Here is a 20,846-nt window from a genome sequence, read left to right as displayed (position 1 = left end):
TGGATACGCAGGATGGGATGGTCCCTGCTGTGAAAATGGAAAGAATACCACTTAAATGTAGGATTTTTTTGGATGAGGCGCCTCTTCTTTTTAAGTAATCCTGCCAATTGTTGATCTCAAACATAGACATCATTTTAATAATGTAACCGATTGTATAATTTGTTTTCAAAAAAGGAGCTATTTTAGCCTATATAGAAGAAAGCAATCGATTACATTTATAGCTGTCATATGAAACGAACTTACCGGAAAAAGCTCCTCTCCTTTTTTGTTGCCTGCAGTCCCCTGTTATCATTGGTATATGGTCAAACGGCTATACGGCCTGCCCTGAGCCTGCCGCAATTGGTGCGGGACAGCATGGTGCTGCAGCGTGATGCCAACACCCGTATCTGGGGCCGCGCAGCAGCCGGTGAAAAGGTGACCGTGCGGTTCAACAACAAGACTTATAGAACGACCACGGGCAACGATGGTAAATGGCAGGTGCAACTGGCGCCTGCGAAAGCCGGCGGCCCTTACACGATGCAGATTGACGCCAGCCAGCATCATCTTATGCTAAAAGATATTCTTATAGGCGATGTATGGATCTGTTCGGGGCAATCGAATATGGTGCACCAGATGATCCTGCACCGGGAGCGGTATGAAAAGGAAATTGCGGCCGCCAATTATCCGCAGATACGTCATTTCTGGATACCCACAATGACCGACCTGCAGGGCCCGCATGATGACCTGCCCACCGGCTACTGGAAAACCGCCAATCCGCAGGATGTATTACAGTTCTCAGCCGTAGCTTATTTTTTTGCACGCAAGCTGTATGAGCAATATAAGGTTCCTATTGGCCTGATCAATGCCAGTGTGGGCGGTACGCCTATACAGGCATGGACCAGCGAAGAAGGGCTGGCCGCATTTCCCGCGATCGCTGCCACCATTACCCAAAATAAGGATACAGCGCATACCAACGGACTTATACGGGCCATGCAGGCCTTTAATAACAGCCGGCCTAAGCAGGAAGATAAAGGATTGACAGGCGCTGTGCCCTGGTATGCTATCAGCTATCAATCCAAAGGATGGCGGTCTATCAATGTGCCTGGCTACTGGGAAGACCAGGGCATCCGCGACCTGGACGGCGTGGTATGGTACCGCAAAGAGATTGATGTTCCTGCAGCCATGGCGCAATTGCCGGCTAAGATTGCACTGGGCAGGATCATAGATGCAGATGAACTGTACGTAAACGGGAAGCAGGTGGGCCGTACTACTTATCAATATCCGCAAAGAAGGTATCTGTTGCCTGCGGGTGTTTTACAGCCGGGGAAAAACCTATTGGTGGTGCGTGTTACTAACCAATCCGGCAAAGGCGGGTTTGTACCCGATAAGCCTTATTACCTTAGTGCGGGACAGGATACGATTGACCTGAAAGGCACCTGGCAATACCGCGTGGGCGATGTGTTCATTCCCCAACGTTTTAACGGCGTTTCTTTTTCTGCACAGAATAGTCCTACCGCTTTGTATAATGCCATGCTGGCCCCTGCCACCCCTTATACCATTAAAGGTTTCCTGTGGTACCAGGGCGAAGCCAATACCGGCAACGCCCGGGAATATGCTGCCCTGATGCCGGCGCTGATCAAAGACTGGCGCACTAAATGGGGCCAGGGTGATCTTCCCTTCCTGTATGTACAGTTGCCCAATTATATGGATGTGCAATACCTGCCTATGGAAAGCCATTGGGCCGCTACGCGGGAAGCACAACTGAAAGCATTGTCCGTACCGAACACCGGCATGGCTGTAGCGATTGACCTGGGTGAATGGAATGATATTCACCCGGACAATAAGAAAGACGTAGGCGAACGGTTGTCGCTGCTGGCAGACCAGTTGGTTTATGGTAATAAAAACATCGTAGCATCGGGACCGCTGTATGATACCGTACTAATTGAAGGGAACAAGATGAAGATCCGCTTCCATCATGTTGGCGGCGGACTGATCACGAATGACGGTGAAGCGCCCGGTGAGTTTGCCATTGCTGGCGCCGATAAAAAGTTTGTATGGGCCAAAGCGAAGATCGAAGGCGACCAGGTGATCGTATGGAATGACGCCATTGCCCAACCGCTGTATGTGCGGTATGCCTGGGCCGACAATCCTGCCAATCCCAACCTGTATAACAGGGAAGGCCTGCCCGCTTCCCCCTTCAGAACAGATCAGTAAAATGAACCATCAATAAAGCATACACCATGAAACGCCTTTTCCTATTGATGCAACTTACCCTTGTGGTAACAGCAGCGGGTTATGCCCAGTTTGGCCGGTTATCACGGGCCGACAGCCTGCGCCGCGACAGCATTAACCGGGTAACGCAGCAGGACTATAAGCAAATGCTCTCCCAGTTGCAGATCACTGCTATCAGACCCGGCCCCTCAGGTAATCCCCAATCGCCCAATGCTGCCAATACCGACGAGTCAAGGGCTTCTCCCTACACTACCCTACCCAACCCACTGGTGCTAAACAACGGCCAACCGGTAACGGATGCCAACACCTGGTGGAAGCTGCGCCGTCCCGAAATTGTGGAAGCCTTCGACCGCGAGATATACGGCCGGGCGCCTAAGCATACGCCCCCGGTAAACTGGGAAGTAGTGAGTACTGCCCGTGAAATGAATGGCAACTTCCCGGTGATCATCAAAAAGCTGGTGGGCCATGTAGACAATTCCGCTTATAAAGCCATCACTGTTGATATACAATTAAGCCTGACTGTTCCTGCTGATGCGAAAGGGCCGGTGCCGGTAATGATGGAATTTGGTTTCCAGTTCCCGCCGGGCTTTACGCCTCCCCGCGATACTTCCCGCAACGCGCCACCTTCCTGGCAGCAACAATTATTAGCCAAAGGTTGGGGCTATGCGATCCTGGTGCCCACGAGTTACCAGGCCGATAACGGGGCTGGTTTAACACAGGGCATTATTGGTCTGGTGAACAAGGGTCAGCCGCGTAAGCCGGATGACTGGGGGGCACTGCGCGCCTGGGCCTGGGGCGCCAGCCGTGCGCTGGATTATTTCGAGACGGATAAATCGGTAGATGTAAAACGCGTAGGTATTGAAGGGTTGTCGCGATATGGCAAGGCGGCGCTGGTAACGATGGCTTATGAGCCGCGGTTTGCGATCGGCTTTATTGGTTCTTCCGGAGCAGGCGGCGCCAAGATCCTGCGCCGGATATTTGGCGAGCAGGTGGAAAACCTCGCTTCTTCCGGAGGATACCATTGGTTTGCCGGCAATTTTATCAGGTATGCGGGTCCGTTAACGCCTGCCGATCTGCCGGTAGATGCCCATGAACTGATAGCGCTCTGTGCACCGCGCCCGGTATTCATCAGTGTCGGCTCTCCTACAGTAGAAGGGCAATGGGTAGATGCCAAAGGCATGTTCCTCGGTGGCGTACATGCCGGTCCGGTATATACTTTATTAGGTAAAAAGGACCTGGGCACCCGGGAGATGCCTCAACAGGAAACGGGCTTACTGGAAGGCGATCTTGCCTTCCGCCAGCATAGCGGTGGTCATACTACGGGTCCCAACTGGCCGGTGTTCATCGCATTTGCAGAGCGATATTTCACGGCTAAGTAACAGGCACAAATTCGAATGCACGGGTAGCACTATGTTAGCGAAGTTGCCTGGGGGTTGCCTAAGGGTTGCCTGGGAATGGCCTAAGAATGGCCTAATGTATAGTGCTATCCCAGTACTATCTTAGAGCTATCTTAGGGCATTCCCTGCCCATTAGACTGCAAGTTCACTGCCAGTCGGGTACCATTACGCTACCGTCTGTCCCGGCTGCTTATAACACTCCCACAACCGCACATTCCCTGTACCAAAACCGCACAGTGCCGGAGCTTGGGATATTCTAATATCAATTGATTCTCAGCACAATACAAAAATGGCCTTTATTTGGGTGGTTATCACGCATATACCTGCTAACCATGTTCAAGAACTATTTCAAGATCGCATTACGGAATATTGTCCGCCATAAGATCTATTCCAGCCTGAATATCGCCGGACTGGCCATCGGTATGGCCTGCTGCATTTTGATCCTATTGTGGGTACAGCATGAACTGAGCTATGACCGGTTCCATGCCAATGCCAATCAGCTTTACCGGCTCACCGCCAATGCCGGCGACTTTAAAGCAGCGGTAAGTCCGGCAGGTATGGGCGAAGGCCTGCAATCTCAACTCCCGGAAATAAGAGCAGTGGTACGCCTGAGTAAACCATTTTCCGGCCTGTTTGAAGCAGGGGCCGGCCGGAAGTTCGAGGAAAAGAACGTTTTTTTTGCAGACTCCAATTTCCTGCAGGAATTCTCTTTTCCGTTCCTGCAGGGTAATGCCGCCACCGCCCTGCAACGGCCCAATGGCATCGTGATCACAGAAACCCTGGCCAGGAAATATTTTGGCCAGGAAGAGGCCATGGGCAAGACGATCCGGTTAAACAACCATGATCCATTTATGGTAACTGGTATATTGGCCAATATACCCTCCAACTCCCACCTGCAGTTCGATATACTGTTGCCCATGTCGTTCCTGGCAAAAACAGACGAGGACCTTAAACGTAAAAGATGGGGTAGCTTCAATTTTTATACGTACCTCAGACTGGATAAAAAAACAACGACCGCATCCCTACCCGGTCTTACCGCAAAGATCCAGGCGATCTGGCATAAAAGCCAGGGTAAGGAAGCAAAGATCGATTTTCATTTACAGGCCCTGACCGATATTCACCTGCATTCAGATATGCAGATTGATGTGCCCGGTCATGGCAATATGCAATATGTGCGTATCTTTTTTCTGGCGGCGATCTTCATTATTGCCGTCGCCTGTATCAATTTCATGAACCTGGCCACTGCCCGCTCCGCCAATAGGGCTAAAGAGGTAGGACTGCGCAAGGTAGTAGGCGCCGCCCGTTATCAACTGGTGTTACAGTTCCTGGGAGAATCGATTCTTCTATCGTTCTTTTCTTTATGCGTGGCCATCCTGATCGTATGGATCGCCCTGCCCGGCTTCAACGGGCTGGCAGATAAGAACCTGAGCCTGCATTTGCTGGAAGGTAAACCCATTGCCGGTTTGCTGGCGATTGCCTTGCTTACCGGACTGGTAGCCGGCAGCTATCCCGCCCTGTTACTGTCTGGCTTTGCCCCGGTGAAAGTATTGAAAGGGAAATTACGCCTGGGAAAAGGCAACCTGTTATTCCGGAATGGATTGGTTGTTACACAATTTGTAGTAGCGATCGTATTGCTGGTGGGAACAGCCTTTGTGTACCGGCAATTGCAATTCATCAAAAATAAAAACCTGGGGTTTGACAAATCGAACCTGCTGTATATACCGATGAATGGGGAAATATGGAGTAAACAAAAGGCGTTGAAAAGCACTTTGCAGCAATCACCGCTGACCAGTGATTTCAGTGTTATTTCCGAATTGCCTACTGCCCTGACCAGTGGAACGATTGATGTAACATGGGAAGGGAAAGACCCGAAGTCGCAGGTGGTCATTCCTTCCATGGATGTGGATGAAAATTTTATTGACCTGTTTAAAATGAAGATGGTGGCCGGCCGTCATTTCACCACCACGTTCAATGGAGATTCCTCCAACTATGTGATCAATGAAACAGCCATGCGGTTGATGAACCTGAACGCCGGCAATGCGGTGGGCAAGCCGCTTTCATTTGGCGATCGGAAAGGGATGATTATCGGCGTTGTGAAAGATTTTAATTATAAACCGCTGCAGTATGCCATTGAACCGCTGGTATTACGCCTTAACCGGTGGGGAGGGATTGTAATGGTACGCACAGCGCCGGGTAATACAGAAGCTACTATTAAAGCATTGGACAAAGTATATACCAGCCTCAACCCCGCCTACCCTTTCTCCTATACTTTCCTGGATAAAGACCTGGACAATTTATACCACAGTGAACAAAAGATGGGCAGCATCTTTAACCTGTTTGCCATCCTGGCTATTTTTATTTCCTGCCTGGGTTTGTATGGTCTCTCAGCCTTCATGGCCGAACAGCGGACCAAAGAGATCGGTGTACGCAAGGTGCTGGGCGCTTCTGTAACCGGTATCGTTTACTTGCTATCCACCAGTTTTACCAAACTCATTCTGATCGCTATCGCCATTGCTATTCCGCTTTCCTGGTATGGTATCCATCAGTGGCTGGAAGGTTTTGCGTATCATATACCCGTGAATTGGATTGTGTTTGTGGTGGCTTCCCTGGTGGTATTGGTGATTGCCTGGCTCACGGTAAGCTATGAATCGGTGAAAGCAGCCATTACCCGGCCGGTAGTAAGCCTGAAATCGGAATAACCTTATTTTAACCTACTTTTTCTTTCAGCAGGTTGATGGCAGCCGCGCAGGCCACTAACCAATACCTGGCTTTGTCGAAAGAAACAGCCATGTGTCCTTCTGTCAATGCATGTTTGATGCTGACCAGGCCATTGGGATTGGAGATGATCGGCAATAAGGCTTCCCCATTGACCCTATACATCGGAAACAGTTCCATGACGTAATCAACAGCAGCTATGGCTTCCAGTACTGCTTCCCGGTAGCTGGACGCTTTCCTGTTGCCCAGTAGTTCGATCGCCTTTGAAAAATGTTTACTCACAGGATCCTGCGCTATTCCCTGTACGGCCTGTTGAATTTCCTGCAACTCCCTGTCCGTTAATACCCGGACCACTTTATTATTTATGATATGATAGCCGGCCTCCTCTGTTTCCATCGCATAGTTGCAGAATAGGATCACTTCATCGAAACGATCGTCTTTCTGCTGTATAACCGGCAGGATAAATTCTATAAAGTCTAACACTTTAGAACACTCCGCTTCAAAGAACCAGCTTTCGAGTCTATTGAGGAAGTCATTTGGATCAGCCTTATCACTTACTGTTGGAGCTTTGCCGATGCCGGCGCAGCATTCCGTTTGGATATAATGTACCATTTGCTCCGTTTCGGTTAAAGACCATCCGTTGTTGAATTTTATAAAGAAGTGATCTGATAATATCATCCAGAGATGGATCCTGAGGTCCTGGTTGATGAATTCAGCCGGGGAAGCAGGTTTTATGGCGGAGGATGTTGTGCGTAGAGTTGATTTCATGACAGGCTTTTTGGGTTTCCAGACAGGTTGTTGCGCTCTGTTAAATTAAGATTTATTCCTGTCAGTAACAGGCACTTAGGAAACTTTAGGAAATATTTACACGCTTTTCAGACGGCTAGCTCAAGACTGTTGGTAATCAATGAAAGTAATACCCGAAAAGTGAAGGCGATGCCCGGAAACGATCAGCCGGTTCACCCTTTTTTGGGTAAAAGCTGTCTTCTAAGAAACACGGTCCGGCCCGATATGGGATTTGCAGTGCAGGCTGTAAGCTTCTTTCTTCTTCCCGGACCGGCATAGTCTTCTTTGAAATATTGCAGGTCCGGGTTCCTGTAACATTCTATAAAAAATTACAGGTAAGGAATCAGCACTAAAAACATTAAAGCCTGTCCAGGTATTCTTCTATCCTTTCCAGTATCACTGCGAAGTCTGGTTGACCATTGTAATACAGTGCAGCCGTAGCTTTATATCGATCATCAAATCGCTTTCTCAGTGCGGGCTCTGAAAGTAAGAAAGCCTCATTACCAGCAATAGGGATGTTAAAATCAATGGCCGGAAATCTTTTTTCTTTATGTGCTTTGTATTCTTCAGTTCCTATAAATGACTGAACTCTTTCGTTACCCAACAGGCTATACACGTCGTAATATTGCCGCATGTAATTTTTACTCTCTACGCCAGTCTCCTGCTCCCTGCGAAACTTCGTCGCAATCGTCTGCAATTTCTCGACAAGAGTATACTCCGGATTATAACAAATGGTATCAGCAGCCCGATTGTCAATAATTTCAAGGCCTGATGTTTCCTGCGCACGATCAAAGGCCCAGGAACTGATGGCAACTGATTGATTGGGGGTCACTGTATCAAAACCTACCTCCAGCAAGATACCTTCCTTTACACCTTGCAAGATGGACGTTTTGCTATCATATAGCAACCGGATGCCTCCGCTTCTGAAATTAGGATCGTCATAAACATGATCGCGCTGAACAGACACAATACCATCGATCTTAATATCAGTGACCAGCCAGTCATAAAAGGCCTTTCTCGCTGCTACATTCTTTTCCTTATTATTATTGGGATTTTCATTAATGCTGAAGTGAGCAGACGGCTTGATATGTATATCAATATCTTCAGAGAAGCGTTCAATGATCCTGAAACCTTTCGACAAAGAAGTGCCGCCTTTCAATTCAAACTCATAACCTTGCCGTTTAAGCCCGTGCAATACATGCATAATCCAATAATCCTTTTCAATCAGATTGGCAAGAATACCGGTTTGGCTTTCCAGAATCAGTAACAGATCTTCAAATTCCGGGTGGTTATGGAGGAAATCTGCGGCCATTCTATATAAACTAAGATTGGAAAGTGGAGCTAAAAAACTTTTTCGTTTTGGCGTTTCCGTATTTGCTCACAGTAGATTTAAGTTTTTTTATGTCCATAGTTTTCACTTTTCCACTTACCAGCTCCAGCACTTTGTCTACATCCTCGGCAAGCGTATCCAGGTTATTTAACAGATCTACCAGCAAAAACTCCTCGGTTAGCTTGCCTGGAAAATGCGGCTTTTGCCGGAATGAAAATGGCCTGTTGCCTAATTGAAAGTCACCATGCCGCTTGTGGTTGTATACCAATCTTGTATTATACAACTGTGTAGTACCAACTCCCAGGGTATTATAGGCATTCGGACTCATGACCAGGAACCTGTTATCGCCCAGGAAACTCTTTATTAAAACATCTTCGTCTGGCGGTGTTTTACCAAATGTGCCCATTTTGGGATAATAATAGAGCCCCTGGGATAACTTTTCAAGCGTCCCATCTTCTGTAAGCTCACGCAAATGCCGGTCTACCGATTTAGACCATTTGGTTAAATCGTTACGCCGGTACACTTGACCTTGCTTTAGGTTATTTTTTAACACATCTAATTGGCTCATAATTACTTAATTACATAAAACACTAGCTACTCTACAATAAAGACGACCGAATTTTCATGTAAATTTCATGCAAAAATACGAAATATCCGAGCCTTTGGGGCATTAAAAAGAGGCCGCTCCGGCGGCCTCTTTGCAAACAATATCGCAATCCTTCTTCATAAAATACCGGAACGCTTTTGGGGGAAGCGGACAGTAAAAGTTTTGTGGATTTCAAAGCGGGGCCTGAATTTATTCCTGCGGGTTGTGCCAGTTAAACAACACCCCCAGCCTGATGGTGTTGCTGAGCGGACTGCGGCTGATCTTATCGCCTGTGGGCACCATATAGGAAAAGTTGAGCATGGCCTGGTTCCACTGCAGGCCAATACCGGCCGTAATGCTTTGCCAGTTGCCGGCAGCATAGCTTTTTCTGCTATAGCCCGTCCGCAGATACAGCAGGTCCTTATAACCGTATTCTATGCCAAGCCCCAGTTGCCAGGCATCATTGCTGAAAGAATCAAACCAGCTTTTCATCACACCCGTTTCCCTGTATGCCTTCATGCCTGCTGAATTGGCCGGCACCTCCGGCACCAGCAGTTTGTTCGCATCCAGCATAAAACTGATGGCATTGTCCTCATCCAATGTTTCGGTAAATGATCCTCCTGCATTTAGACTGGCCGGTAAGAAATCCCTTTGCTCCCTGCCTGCATAGGAGATCTTTGAGCCAAGATTGGATAGAGACAGGCCGGCAGTCCAGCCTTTCTTTTCAACCAGCCCATTGTAATAGAAAGATATGTCTGCGGCTACCGCATTCCCTGCCTTATAGCTGGCGCCACTGGCATCACCGGTAGCCAGGCGTGAATGGATGTAGCGGCCTGTTATACCTATTCCGATCCTGGAAGATAATTGGCGGGCATAGCCCAGCTCCAGGGTATATTCGGCTGGCTTGAAGCTCATTAATTTATTCCCGCTGTAATCAATAAATGGCGTACTGCCCAGGCTAAAGTACCTGACCGAGGCCGACAGCGCCTGATGATCGGCCAGGCGGTAAAATCCTGCCAGCGCCAGGAGATACATATCATCGGCCGCTTCTTTCATCCAGGGATTGTAACTGGCGGCTATACCCGCTGAGGCGGCTATAAATGGTGTTTTAGCGAGGTTGTAATAGATGCTGTTGGCATCCGGCGACAAACCCATACCAGCATCCCCTACCCCGCCGCTGCGCGCGTCGGGCGATATACGCAGAAAGGGTACCGCTGTGGTGGTAACGTTGATGGTATTGGTATTGTGCTCCTGCGATTGCCCCCTGTGTGCTGTCATTAATACAATGCAGGCTGTCAGGACATGTATAGTTATTTTTTTATTGCGCATTACTTCCATTTTTAAACTTGATCATGTTGTTAACGGATAAGGACTTTGGTTTTCCGTACCTGCCCTTCGCTGCTGATGCGTAAAGGGTAAACCCCTGTTGCCAAATTGCCTACTTCAAAATACCAGGTGTTCATACCTTTCACAGCAGTCAGACTGTTATTCAGTACCCTGCCTCCGTAGCTGCTGAATAACTGGATGGTTATTTTTTCGGCGGTAGTAGCATAGTAATTGATACGCAGTCTGCCCGGCGTACTGATGTAAGCATTGCAACCGGATGTATCACTGCTCACAGGTAACACCGTAAGTGTACCATCTAAGTAAGCAATATTATAGTTGGAGGATGAAAGCCCCCCTGATACGGTAATGGGATACACGCCGGCCACTGCAGCAGTAGTGGCAGCCGTACCGATAAACGGCGCCTGTGTGAGATCGCCTGCATCATCGCCGTTCACAAAACCGTTGTACAGGATGGTCAGCGATGGATTGGGCTCGCCTTCTTTTTTGGTGAGGCTTTTAGCAGTCACACTGAGGTTGGCCTTTTTCACTGTCAGCAGCTTCGTAACCGGATCAGCCGATGAAAAAGACATATCACCCGGCTGGCTGGCTGTAATAGTCGCTGTGCCTGCTGCATGAATGGTGATAATGCCATTGGCAACCGTAGCCACTGCAGGATTGCTGCTGGCATATTCAACAGTAAGACCCGAGCTGGCTTTGGCGCCGGCAGCAAAGGCAGCGTTGCCATAGGTTTTTACCGGCAGGTCATGGAAGGTGATCGTTTGCGCTATCAAAGGCTCCACCCTTAATGTACCATTGTCAAAGGTAATGGTGTAATTCGTGGCCGTAGCGCCTTCCACGGTAATCGGGTAGTTGCCCACAGGCGATGATACGGTAGCCGTGGTGCTTATGATGACAGGACTTGACAAAACAGCCGCTGTTTCATTGTTCACAAAACCAGTATAGGTGATCGTCAATGCAGGATTGAGATGATTGAATAAACGGGTTTTATCATCTGCGCTGATAGTTAAAGCGGCAGGATTCACCACCAGTGTTTGTGTTACATCAGCAGCAGGCTCATAAGCATCGCTTCCTGCCTGCGAGGCAGTAATGGTAGCAGTGCCTGCACCGGTAATCTGTATTTGGCCGTTTACAATGGCCGCTACAGCGGGGTTATCGCTGGTATAGCTGACGGTTAATCCTGAGGTGGCAATAGCACCGGGATCGAAGCTGACATTACCGTACGTTTTAGCCGGCAGCAGACCAAATTGGATCGTTTGCTGTTGGGCAACAGACGTCACTGTTAATGTACCGGGTTCATAAGTAATTGCATAATTGGAAGAACCGGCCCCGTCCGCTGTGATGGGATAAGTGCCGGCCGGTGATGCCGTGGTGGCCGTGGTGCTCACCACCGGCAACGGGTTTAAGCTGGTGGCATCCTCCCCGTTCACAAAACCTGTATAGGTAAGCGTCAACGGCGGATTCGGCTGGCCCTGCACTTTTGCCTGGTCATCTGCTTTGATGGTGAGTGACGCCTTGTTAACGGTGATGGTTTGTACAACGGGCGGAGCCGGGTTATAAAAATCATCACCCGGATGATTAACGGTAATATCAGCGGCGCCCGCACCGGCAATATGCAATTGCCCGTTTATAACAGAGAGCACATTGTCATTATTGCTGGAATAAGTCACGGGCGTTCCGGCGCCTGCTGTAGCACCGGCGGCAAAATCAGCATCGCCATAGGTTTTAGCAGGCAAGGTATTGAAGGTAATCAGTTGGTCTGATTTAACGTTCGCTCCATCCAGCCTAGCCACCGCGCCATCCAGCACGATGGTAGTCGTTAATCCGTTTGTTGGATTGGCGGTGCTTACCCTGACGCCTGCCGGTGAAGGCCAGTAACCATCGGAAGATAATTTATACCCTACTTCACTGGCATTACTCAAACTGTATTGCCCGATCCGCAGAATACCGTTGGCCAGGTTATTCGGGACAATCGTACCCCAGGCTTTATCCACCCCATTCACATCATTGGCATAAAACGGCGCATATCCATTCGCCACGGTGCCGGCAGTTCCTTCGCTTTCAATGAAACTACCTGCTACCGGCCTGCCTGTACCTGCTTGGTTATCCCATAGGAAAACAAAGTTTTTGGCAGTAGCGCCGGTCACGGGTGTGCTTCTGATGGAAGAACCACCGGCAGGGGTATTATCAAATGCCCGTATTTTCACCGTGCTGGTGGTCGTAAGCGCCTGTACCGGACCTATGCCACCATTACCATTGTTTAAGGTCACTCTTACCTTCAGCTCAGTGCCCGGATTAAAGGTAGTAGAACTACTGGCTTCTGAGATAAACCAACCCGTATGTGAGCCCGCCGCATCGGTCGTAAATTCGTCATAGCGTCCGGCAGTGGCCAGAGAAGGAGAAGTTACCCGTATAAAATCGCCATTGGCTTTTACAAGTATGTACGCCCCTTCACCACTTGTACCGGAAGAATTAGGAAACGCCATACGGGTATAATAGCGATAGGTTTTATTGGGAAGCAGTCCATTGAGCTTTAGCCGGCATACATAAGGCACCCGGCGGTCGTCTGCTGCAGTGAAACTGCCGGTACCCTGCATGTACTGTGGCATTAATATCTCTGTAATACTTTGGGCGTAAGACAGGCCGCTAATGAATAAAGCAAGGATTAAAGTGGAAAATAGTTTCATGACGGGAGACTATTAAATTGATTCAATAAAGATTTTCTGCCGTGAGCGAATACACGCCGTTGGAAAGCTTGCCTGTGCGGAAGGCAAACACATATAATTTGTCGTCGAGCCTGTTGAAATCATTGGTGATCGCTGCTACCAGCGTACGGTTGCTATCGGGCGTATAAAACTTCAACTGTAATTTTCCTTTGGAGGTTCTGTTACCGGTGAAGTAATGGGAGAATTCACCTTTTTGCAGCAGAAAGCTGTCCGTAGCATGGTAGTTATTGGTGTTGCCGATACTATTTTCCACCACCACCTTTACCTGGTCGGGCAACGCAGCCAGGGTGTATACAATAGACATTTTTGTGGAATCACTGGTTGGCAAGGTTTCACTGGCCGGGGGTGGGCCTACCCACACCATCTCTCCACCCGGCACCGATTGAAGCAATACGATCTTCCTGCCCCCAGCCCTGATGGTATTGATAGAGACCAGCGTATCCAGTATAGCCTGGTGAGTAAATACATCGTACACCCCAAAACGGTACTCCGGCTCCGTATGCAGAAAGGTTACGCTTACTTGTCCATCAGGCGTAACGATGGATTGTGTCAATATTTCGTCACCGGCGGTCACTTTTAATTGCAGGGCATCTATTGTTTTTGCATAGATACTCAGGGACATAAACTTCGGATCGTCCATGGTTTTGATGCTTTTGGAACATCCTGCCAGGCCCGGTAATACGATCAGCACACAATAGAACAAAATGCTGTTTGTTGAAAATTTCCTGTTCATATAATTGCTTTTATGCAATAAGGTTTGCTAAAATTTATACGTGAAGTTGATACTGAACCCAACCCCTTTTTTCACTTTATAATTGATCAGGTCGAACTCCTCATTGAAAGCCTCTCCTTTGGGGTCCTTATTAGGCCCCTCTGTGGCAAAGCCGCCACTGCTATCCCCGTTTATATTGTTGCTATAGACAATGAAGTACTGGTTGAGCAGGTCCGATATATTGCATTTTACTTCCAGTTTTTGCTGCAGGAACCGGCCACTTAATTGCAGGTCTACCACATCCCTCGGATTTTCATATTGAATGAGGGTAGGATGCGTTCCGCCATTTACAATGCGGCGGCCGGTACGGTTATAGGCGATGTTAAAGCCCCATATATCCCCCTGGTAATTCAAACCGCCATTAATGATGTAAGGCGATAGGCCCTGGATAGGACGGCTGGCATCTGCCAGCACGAGGGTATCTTTATTGGTATCCGGGTTCTTCTTGGTTTCAAAGTAACTGATACCGCCTTCAAGCCAGGTATAATTGCCGCTGATGTAGAGGTGCTGCAACCATTTGCTGTTGGGCGCTATAAAACCAAGGCTCTTGCGGGCATCCAGTTCCACCCCTTTGGCAGTTGCCTCGTACATATTCCGGTACTCAATGGTATTCATAGCACTGCCAATAACATAGAACCGCTCCACCGGGTCCTGAAATTTTTTATAGAAGAGAGAGGCGGACAGTATCTCATTACTGCCGGGATAATATTCCAGCCTGAGGTCATAGTTTTGAATGCGGGAAGTTTTCAGGGCATACTGGCCCACCACTTCTGCCAGTTCCACAAAATCATAGTACACATAAGGCGATCGCTCCACAAAATCCGGACGGGCCAATGTTTTACTATAAGCAGCGCGTACATTCAGCTTGTCGGTAAAACTATACACCAGGTTTACCGAAGGCAGCCAGTCTTTTTCATAATAGGAAGTGTCCCTGAACACGCTATGCCCGTTGTTATTGTATTGTACGGTAGATATGGTGATCTTATTCTGCTCATAGCGCGCACCGCCTATTACACGCAGTTTTTTAAAGAACTTCAGGTCCAGCATACCATAACCCGATTGCAGTTGCTGGCCAGCTTCATACCGGTCGCCCGTGGTTTCCGACCTGGTATAAGCAGCAAAGTATTCCAGCTTGCCGCTGGAGAAAGCCTCCGGTATAGCGATGTCTTCATAAGGCAATCCTTTTGTTGCAAGGAGATAGCTGCTACTGGGAGGCACCTCCCTGATCTTAAAACCGGTACCATCAAAATCGGCGCTTCTTTCCGACCAGCCATAGCCCGTTTTAAAAAGCTGCTTTGCATTGCCTATATGGAAGGGCAAGGAAAGGTTCAGGCCGGCATTTTTCTTGATCTCTTCCAGCCGGGAAGCATACAATCCGTTCTTTACGATCAGCGGGTTGTTCAGGTCATAGGTATACCTGCCATCATCCGTGTATTTGGATTGGGCGCCCTGTATAGGTTTTTCGCCCTGGCCGGTGATAAACCTGGTGTCGGGTTGTTCACGTATCAATTGAATGTATTCGCCGTACCAGTCTGCTTTCAGGCCAAATTTCCCGATGTTGTGTTCTCCTTCCAGCTTGGAAAGCAAGAGATCATTGGTGAGTGTCACCTGACTCCTTCTTCTCGAATACCAGCCATCGGAAATGTAAGCACCTACCTGCTGATCGAACTGGTCACTGTATTTACGGTTGTAAATGTTTTTCCAGGCCAGCTTGTGTTTTTTGGTCTTGTAAGCCATATTAAAGAGGCCTCCGATGGTGGTGGTATAGCGATAGCGTTGCGCATCAAAATCCGACTGCTGCAACACCCGCGAATCGCCTTCTTCGTACAACATTTCATTGCGGTAAGTAAGTGTTCCCACAAAGCCCAGGGTATTACCGGCGGCAAAATGATGGGCCATACCACCGTTCAATTGGAAATTATGTACCGGCGAATAGGCGTATTGATGCACTTTCCACCGGTTGGGCAATTGACCCCCGACAGCATTCCTGAAAGCAGTGTCATTTTGAATATTGACCCTTTTGCCATACACCGTCGGATCAATGAGTTTGCCATCCCCAAACCATTTCCTGTCTTTACCCACTTTACCCAGCCAGGCTTGCGGATCGCGCTTAAAGCTGAGGAAGCCTTTGCCATCACTGGCTGTGTTTAAGCCGGTGCCGATGGTGACTTCCAGAAAATTTTTAGAGGGTATGTCTTTGGTATTGATCTGTATCAGACCGCCGGAAAATTCGCCGGGCAGATCGGGCGTGGCCGTTTTATTCACCACTATATAATCTACCAGGGCGCTGGGCACAATATCAAAACTGAAGTTCCGCCTGTTGGGTTCGGTGCTGGGCAGGGAAGCGCCATTGATCAATACGTTGTTGTACCGGTCACTCACGCCGCGAACGGTTACAAATTTTTCACTTTGAATGGTGATGCCGCTTACCCTTCTTAATACCTGTGCCGTATTATTATCCGGCGTTACCCGTATTTGTTCGGCACTGATACCATCAGAAATAGCCGTATTGTTCTTTTGGCGACTGTACAAGGCCGCTATGCTTTCTTTTCTTGCACTGGCCTGTACTACTACGCTGGATAGACTTCCTTTCTGCCGCTTCAGGGTAAGGTTTAATTCAAGCACCTGTTTATCGGTCAATACCACATCCGTAATTTCTTTTTTCTCATACCCAACAGAAGATAACAGGATATGGTGTTTGCCCGGGGATACGCTTATTGAAAAAGAACCGTCAATATGGCTGATCACATTTTTATCAACTACTTTGATGGTAACACCGGGAATGCCTTTACCATCTTCTTCATCCACCACATGCCCGGTGATGGTGGCTATTGTTTTTGTGGCAGGAGCAGCAGGACCAGGCCGGAAAGCGATGGTCCCCTGCTGAATGGAATATTCAATACCGGTACGGGCTTTAAGGTCCTCCAGTATTTTGCTTAATGGCACTGCTTTATAGCTGACATCCTTCAAGGGTACTTTGCTGAGGACAGCCGGATCATAGGAGAATGTAAAAGTGGTTTGCTTGTCCAAGGCACTCAATACCCCGGATAGGTTGGTATCCTGCATAGAGAGGCTCAGCGGTTGCTGTATGTCCTGGCTTGTTGCGGGCATGCCCCATAACATCAACAAAATGATCAATAGCCGGGCCGGCCTTTTCGGCTTGCGATAAAGTAAATACATAGTAGAAACTTGTTTGTATGCTTTGTATATAAGTTGTTATTGTATGAGTATGGTGTCTTTTTGCTGCCGGTAATTAAAGCCCTGTACAAAGGCCATGTTCCGGAGAATGACGGACAGATCGGCTTTGGGATAAACAGCCGTCAATTTCTTCCCCTTGAAGAGTATTGGATCGAATTGGATCTTTATGTTGAACCGGTGTTCAAGCCGTAAGAATACATCGCGCACATCGAGACTGTCAAACACCAGGCCACCACCGGCCCAGCTTGTTTCATATTCAACAGCCACCGGCTGCAGGGTGAATTGTTGCACATCGTTTTGATACACCAGCTTATGACCTGGCTGCAGGTATACCATACTGTCTGCGCCACCGGCGGTGCGCGCGCGCACGGCTACCCTGCCCTGCGTAAGCGATACAGCGGTGTGTGATTCTGCCGGATATGCTTCTATGTTAAAGTGGGTACCCAGTACAGTGGTTTGTACAGGGCCGGCCTGCACGCTAAAAGGTTTTGCTGCATCATGCGCTACTTCAAAATAACCCTGCCCTGATAAAGTCAGCACACGGGTAGCACGATTAAAATTATCTGGTACACGCAGCATGGATTGTGGTGAAAGCCAAACCATGCTTCCATCCGGCAAGGTGATCTTTTGAACATGGTGGGTGGTATTGCTGATATCCCTGGAGGCTATCTCGGTCTGCTGCTGCCTGGCGCCTGATGGAGCGGGCAAAAAGTAATAGAGTGTAAGCCCCGCCACCAATAGAATGCTGGCAGCAGCTATCCACCGGTGGAAAGCTATTGACAATACCGGTCGTCGTTTTTCAGTGAGTATGATTCCGGTAGCCTGCTCCAGTTTTTTATTCAGTCGCAGCGCCATGGCTTCCGGCATGGTGGTTGCCTGTTCCGGGAACCCGGCCTCCAGTAAGGAGGCCAGTTCTTCCGCGGTGAGGCTGTTCAGATAAGTATAGATCTCTTTACGTTCAGCTTCGCTACAGGTATTATCCATATAACGCTGCCATTGCACTGCAGTTAGTTGCATAGTTTAGGGTTGGGTCTATACTATACACGTCAAACACGTTTTTTACCTCAATTAAATTTCAGCGAAAAAGCGTCAATTAATAATTTGGTAACAAAAGAGCTGACCGGCTCTTCTACCTTTGCGGTGCTATGCAACCGGCGCCCTCTTCATCCAACCTCGTTTTTACCCGTCTGTATCTTGAAACAAGAGACCGTGTATTTGCTTATCTGTCAAGGTTTACGAGTGATACTACGCTGATAGAAGATCTGCTGCAACAATGTTACCTGAAGATCTGGGAGCGGATAGAGGTGATCCGTGATCCTGCAGAGGCGCTGCCCCTGGTAAAGACGTATGCGCGTAACCTGCTGATAGATGAGGTACGCCGGCGCATGCGGGAAGACGCCCAATGGCTGGAAAACCTGGAGAAAGAAACGGGTAGTATCACCGAAAGTTATATTTCCGATAATGGAAGGGCGCAATTACAGGCGCTTGACCAGGCCATTGACCGCCTGCCGGGCAATTGCCGGGAAGTGTTTTTGATGCACCGGGAAAAAGGCATGAGTTACCGGGAAATCGCAGAACAACTGTCCCTGTCTGTGAGCATGGTGGAAAAATACATGAGCCGCGCTATCCGGTTACTAAAAAATGACCTGCTTACTGACTATAACCTGATATTGACTATTGTTGCGTCTTCTTCAATGTTGAAGTTGTAATATATACTTTTTTACTTTCTCCTATGCGGTTACATATCTTCGGCGCTTCCTCCAGTGGCGTCACTACCTTGGGACTTGCCCTTTCGGAAAAACTTTCCATTCCCTATATTGACAGTGATGATTATTTCTGGGAAAGAGCGGAACCGCCTTATACCCTGCGGCGCAAACCAGCCGAAAGAAATGCTTTGGTACAACAGGCGCTCCAATCCACTTCCTGGATATTAGGCGGTTCTGTTATTGACTGGGGAGCAGATGTATTCCCGGCATTTGACCTCGTAGTGTTTTTATGGGTACCACCTGCTATCAGGATGGCCCGGCTTAAAAAAAGAGAGTTGGAAAGGTATGGTACGGTCATTTATACTGATCCCGGCCGGAAGCAACAATATGAGGACTTCCTTGCCTGGGCAGCAGATTATGACCCTGGTACCGGCATAGCCAACAGGACCTTGCAGGCTCATGAACAGTGGATGCAACAATTGAGTTGCCCGGTACTGCAACTAAGAGGAGATTATACCACGGAAGAGCAGGTGGAGCAGGTCATGAACAAGCTGCTCCTATCCGGCTATCCCGGTATTTCCGCAACTGTGTAGTAACGGGTGCGGGTAACCTTGGTAATACCTTTCCCCGGATGAATGGCCTGGAATTGCGCAGTAAGGTCCTGTTCAAGCGCAAACCTGCTTAGTGTGAAAGGGATCAGCCGGTATACTTCCACGGTACTGCCTTCGGTTAAGGTAAGGGTAAGATCATGGAAAGAAAAGGTGCCCTGTCTTCTGATGTTGTCAGTCCTTATTTCCTGGAAAGCGAGATCGGCATAGTCCCGGAAGGCAAGGGCACGGATGCTTTCCGGCTTCATCTCCTTTTCAGACAATTGTTCCTGCAGGCTGGCGGCCAATGCAGGATCACTGCATTGTACCTCAATGCTTGTCCACCCGCCTGTCCCCCCTTTCACGCTGTTCCAGGTGCCTATCACAGAGTTGGCTACCAGCTTCAGGTCGGTAGTACGGTTATCCGGCCCGGTAATATGGATGGTGGCGGGGCCGGGGTAGCTGGTAGTGATGTGCAGGCTGTCGTTTTGAACGGTCACCTGCGCCACCTGTGTACTGTCTGACATGGCGGTGTACTGGCCGGTACCGGTGAGAGCGATGACAGTATCCTGTCCGGCCCATAGCCGGAGAGGCTGCTTTTCGGGCTTGGGATTGTCTTTATTTTTTGAGCAGGCTACAAAAGTAAGGGTACAGACTAAAAATACGAGGCAGGGATGAGTAAAGCGCATATAGAATACAGTGTTTGGGTGTTGATTACAGGCCATTGACAAGGAATGAGTTACGAACGTTGCATTTGTTTGGACCGTTTGTACCGGGATTAAAAGGATTTAATGGACGGAGAGGATCAAAACTTATCACCTTGCCACCTTACCGGCGACTTCCTAACGGCAAAGTTTGACTTAAGCTAAGATTTTGCACATTCCCGGGCGCCCGGGGCAATCTGTACGGCCTGGCTACAGTTATAGGATAAACTCCCCTACTCCCATGAAGACACTGCTTATCCTTGCGGTGGTGTGGTTCAGTTGCGTGTCTGAACCTAAAGTATACATCTGCCGGTCGGGCACCAGTTATGCGTATCACAACCGACTCTGCCAGGGATTACGCAGGTGTACACATAAGATTGATACTGTAGCGGTTAAGGAGGCGGTGGAGAAGAGGCATAGGAAAGCATGTGGGTATTACTATAGGTGAATATCAAAGCATAAAATAATAAATATGAATTGCTTTTAGTACAGAAACACCATTTTGTTGTTAGAATAATAACTATACCTGCCACGCTTCATGCAAAATCAGTGCATTGGGTGTTTTTTTGTAATATCGGAATAGGGAGACGATTCCGCTACAATCTGATATTGCATGCAGACTTCAACTCATATGAAGTCTGAACTAACAATAAACGTTTTTTTCATACTCGAATAAAGATGAAACGATCTGTCCTGAACTTATAAAACATCTTATACCATTAAAGCAGGCCGATTTAATTAGTAGTTGGTATAATAAGCAAACTAATACTCTAGAGAGGCTTGT

At 48.4% G+C, this 20,846-nt stretch carries 14 protein-coding genes; 5 read left to right on the top strand and 9 right to left on the bottom strand.

All coding sequences use genetic code 11. The features are described from left to right. The first annotated feature begins 228 nt into the window (after window positions 1-228). The 3 genes from HB364_RS15555 to HB364_RS15545 all read left to right on the top strand — a co-directional run bounded on the left by HB364_RS15555 (window position 229) and on the right by HB364_RS15545 (window position 6,307). Entirely contained in the window at window positions 229-2,193 is a 1,965-nt protein-coding gene (locus HB364_RS15555) for a sialate O-acetylesterase (RefSeq protein WP_167289145.1), read from the top strand. 26 nt (window positions 2,194-2,219) lie between these two features. Next, window positions 2,220-3,590, top strand: a complete 1,371-nt coding sequence (locus HB364_RS15550) for a glucuronyl esterase domain-containing protein (protein WP_167289144.1) — start codon at window positions 2,220-2,222, stop codon at window positions 3,588-3,590. Window positions 3,591-3,940: 350 nt separating this feature from the next. Beyond that, the gene (locus HB364_RS15545) at window positions 3,941-6,307 is read left to right on the top strand and encodes an ABC transporter permease (protein WP_167289143.1); all 2,367 of its coding nucleotides are present in this window, start codon (window positions 3,941-3,943) and stop codon (window positions 6,305-6,307) included. A 7-nt stretch (window positions 6,308-6,314) separates the two neighbouring features. Here the strand turns inward: HB364_RS15545 and HB364_RS15540 are convergent, their stop codons facing one another. From HB364_RS15540 to HB364_RS15505, 8 genes are all read right to left on the bottom strand, one after another. Continuing rightward, on the bottom strand, window positions 6,315-7,091 hold the full coding sequence (locus HB364_RS15540) for an AbiJ-NTD4 domain-containing protein (protein ID WP_167289142.1): 777 nt from the start codon (window positions 7,089-7,091) through the stop codon (window positions 6,315-6,317). A gap of 376 nt (window positions 7,092-7,467) precedes the next feature. Then, the gene (locus HB364_RS15535) at window positions 7,468-8,421 is read right to left on the bottom strand and encodes a nucleotidyl transferase AbiEii/AbiGii toxin family protein (RefSeq protein ID WP_167289141.1); all 954 of its coding nucleotides are present in this window, start codon (window positions 8,419-8,421) and stop codon (window positions 7,468-7,470) included. A gap of 10 nt (window positions 8,422-8,431) precedes the next feature. After that, window positions 8,432-9,007: a hypothetical protein gene (locus tag HB364_RS15530; RefSeq protein WP_167289140.1), complete on the bottom strand. Its 576-nt coding sequence runs from the start codon at window positions 9,005-9,007 to the stop codon at window positions 8,432-8,434. A gap of 228 nt (window positions 9,008-9,235) precedes the next feature. Next, window positions 9,236-10,354 (bottom strand): type IX secretion system outer membrane channel protein PorV, encoded by a 1,119-nt coding sequence (gene porV, locus HB364_RS15525; protein ID WP_167289139.1) that lies wholly within the window; start codon window positions 10,352-10,354, stop codon window positions 9,236-9,238. A gap of 29 nt (window positions 10,355-10,383) precedes the next feature. Then, window positions 10,384-13,056, bottom strand: coding sequence for an MBG domain-containing protein (locus HB364_RS15520; protein ID WP_167289138.1), 2,673 nt, complete (start codon window positions 13,054-13,056; stop codon window positions 10,384-10,386). Window positions 13,057-13,078: 22 nt separating this feature from the next. Further along, the gene (locus HB364_RS15515) at window positions 13,079-13,828 is read right to left on the bottom strand and encodes a hypothetical protein (RefSeq protein WP_167289137.1); all 750 of its coding nucleotides are present in this window, start codon (window positions 13,826-13,828) and stop codon (window positions 13,079-13,081) included. Between the two features lie 27 nt (window positions 13,829-13,855). Beyond that, entirely contained in the window at window positions 13,856-17,047 is a 3,192-nt protein-coding gene (locus HB364_RS15510) for a TonB-dependent receptor (protein ID WP_167289136.1), read from the bottom strand. Window positions 17,048-17,083: 36 nt separating this feature from the next. Then, the gene (locus tag HB364_RS15505) at window positions 17,084-18,082 is read right to left on the bottom strand and encodes a FecR family protein (protein ID WP_167289135.1); all 999 of its coding nucleotides are present in this window, start codon (window positions 18,080-18,082) and stop codon (window positions 17,084-17,086) included. Window positions 18,083-18,210: 128 nt separating this feature from the next. Here HB364_RS15505 and HB364_RS15500 point away from each other — a divergent pair, with 128 nt between their 5' ends. Further along, window positions 18,211-18,774 (top strand): RNA polymerase sigma factor, encoded by a 564-nt coding sequence (locus tag HB364_RS15500; protein WP_167289134.1) that lies wholly within the window; start codon window positions 18,211-18,213, stop codon window positions 18,772-18,774. Window positions 18,775-18,797: 23 nt separating this feature from the next. Beyond that, on the top strand, window positions 18,798-19,364 hold the full coding sequence (locus HB364_RS15495) for a P-loop NTPase family protein (RefSeq protein WP_167289133.1): 567 nt from the start codon (window positions 18,798-18,800) through the stop codon (window positions 19,362-19,364). On the opposite strand, the gene HB364_RS15490 is transcribed toward HB364_RS15495, so the two are convergent. Next, complete coding sequence (locus HB364_RS15490) at window positions 19,337-20,047, bottom strand: hypothetical protein (RefSeq protein WP_167289132.1); 711 nt, start codon at window positions 20,045-20,047, stop codon at window positions 19,337-19,339. The genes HB364_RS15495 and HB364_RS15490 overlap by 28 nt on opposite strands. Window positions 20,048-20,846: the final 799 nt, after the last annotated feature.

This window comes from Paraflavitalea devenefica, assembly GCF_011759375.1.
GTDB classification, from domain to species: Bacteria; Bacteroidota; Bacteroidia; order Chitinophagales; family Chitinophagaceae; genus Paraflavitalea; species Paraflavitalea devenefica.
The sequence above is the reverse complement of the archived record's forward strand: the minus strand, read 5'-3'. Positions and strand labels throughout refer to the sequence as shown.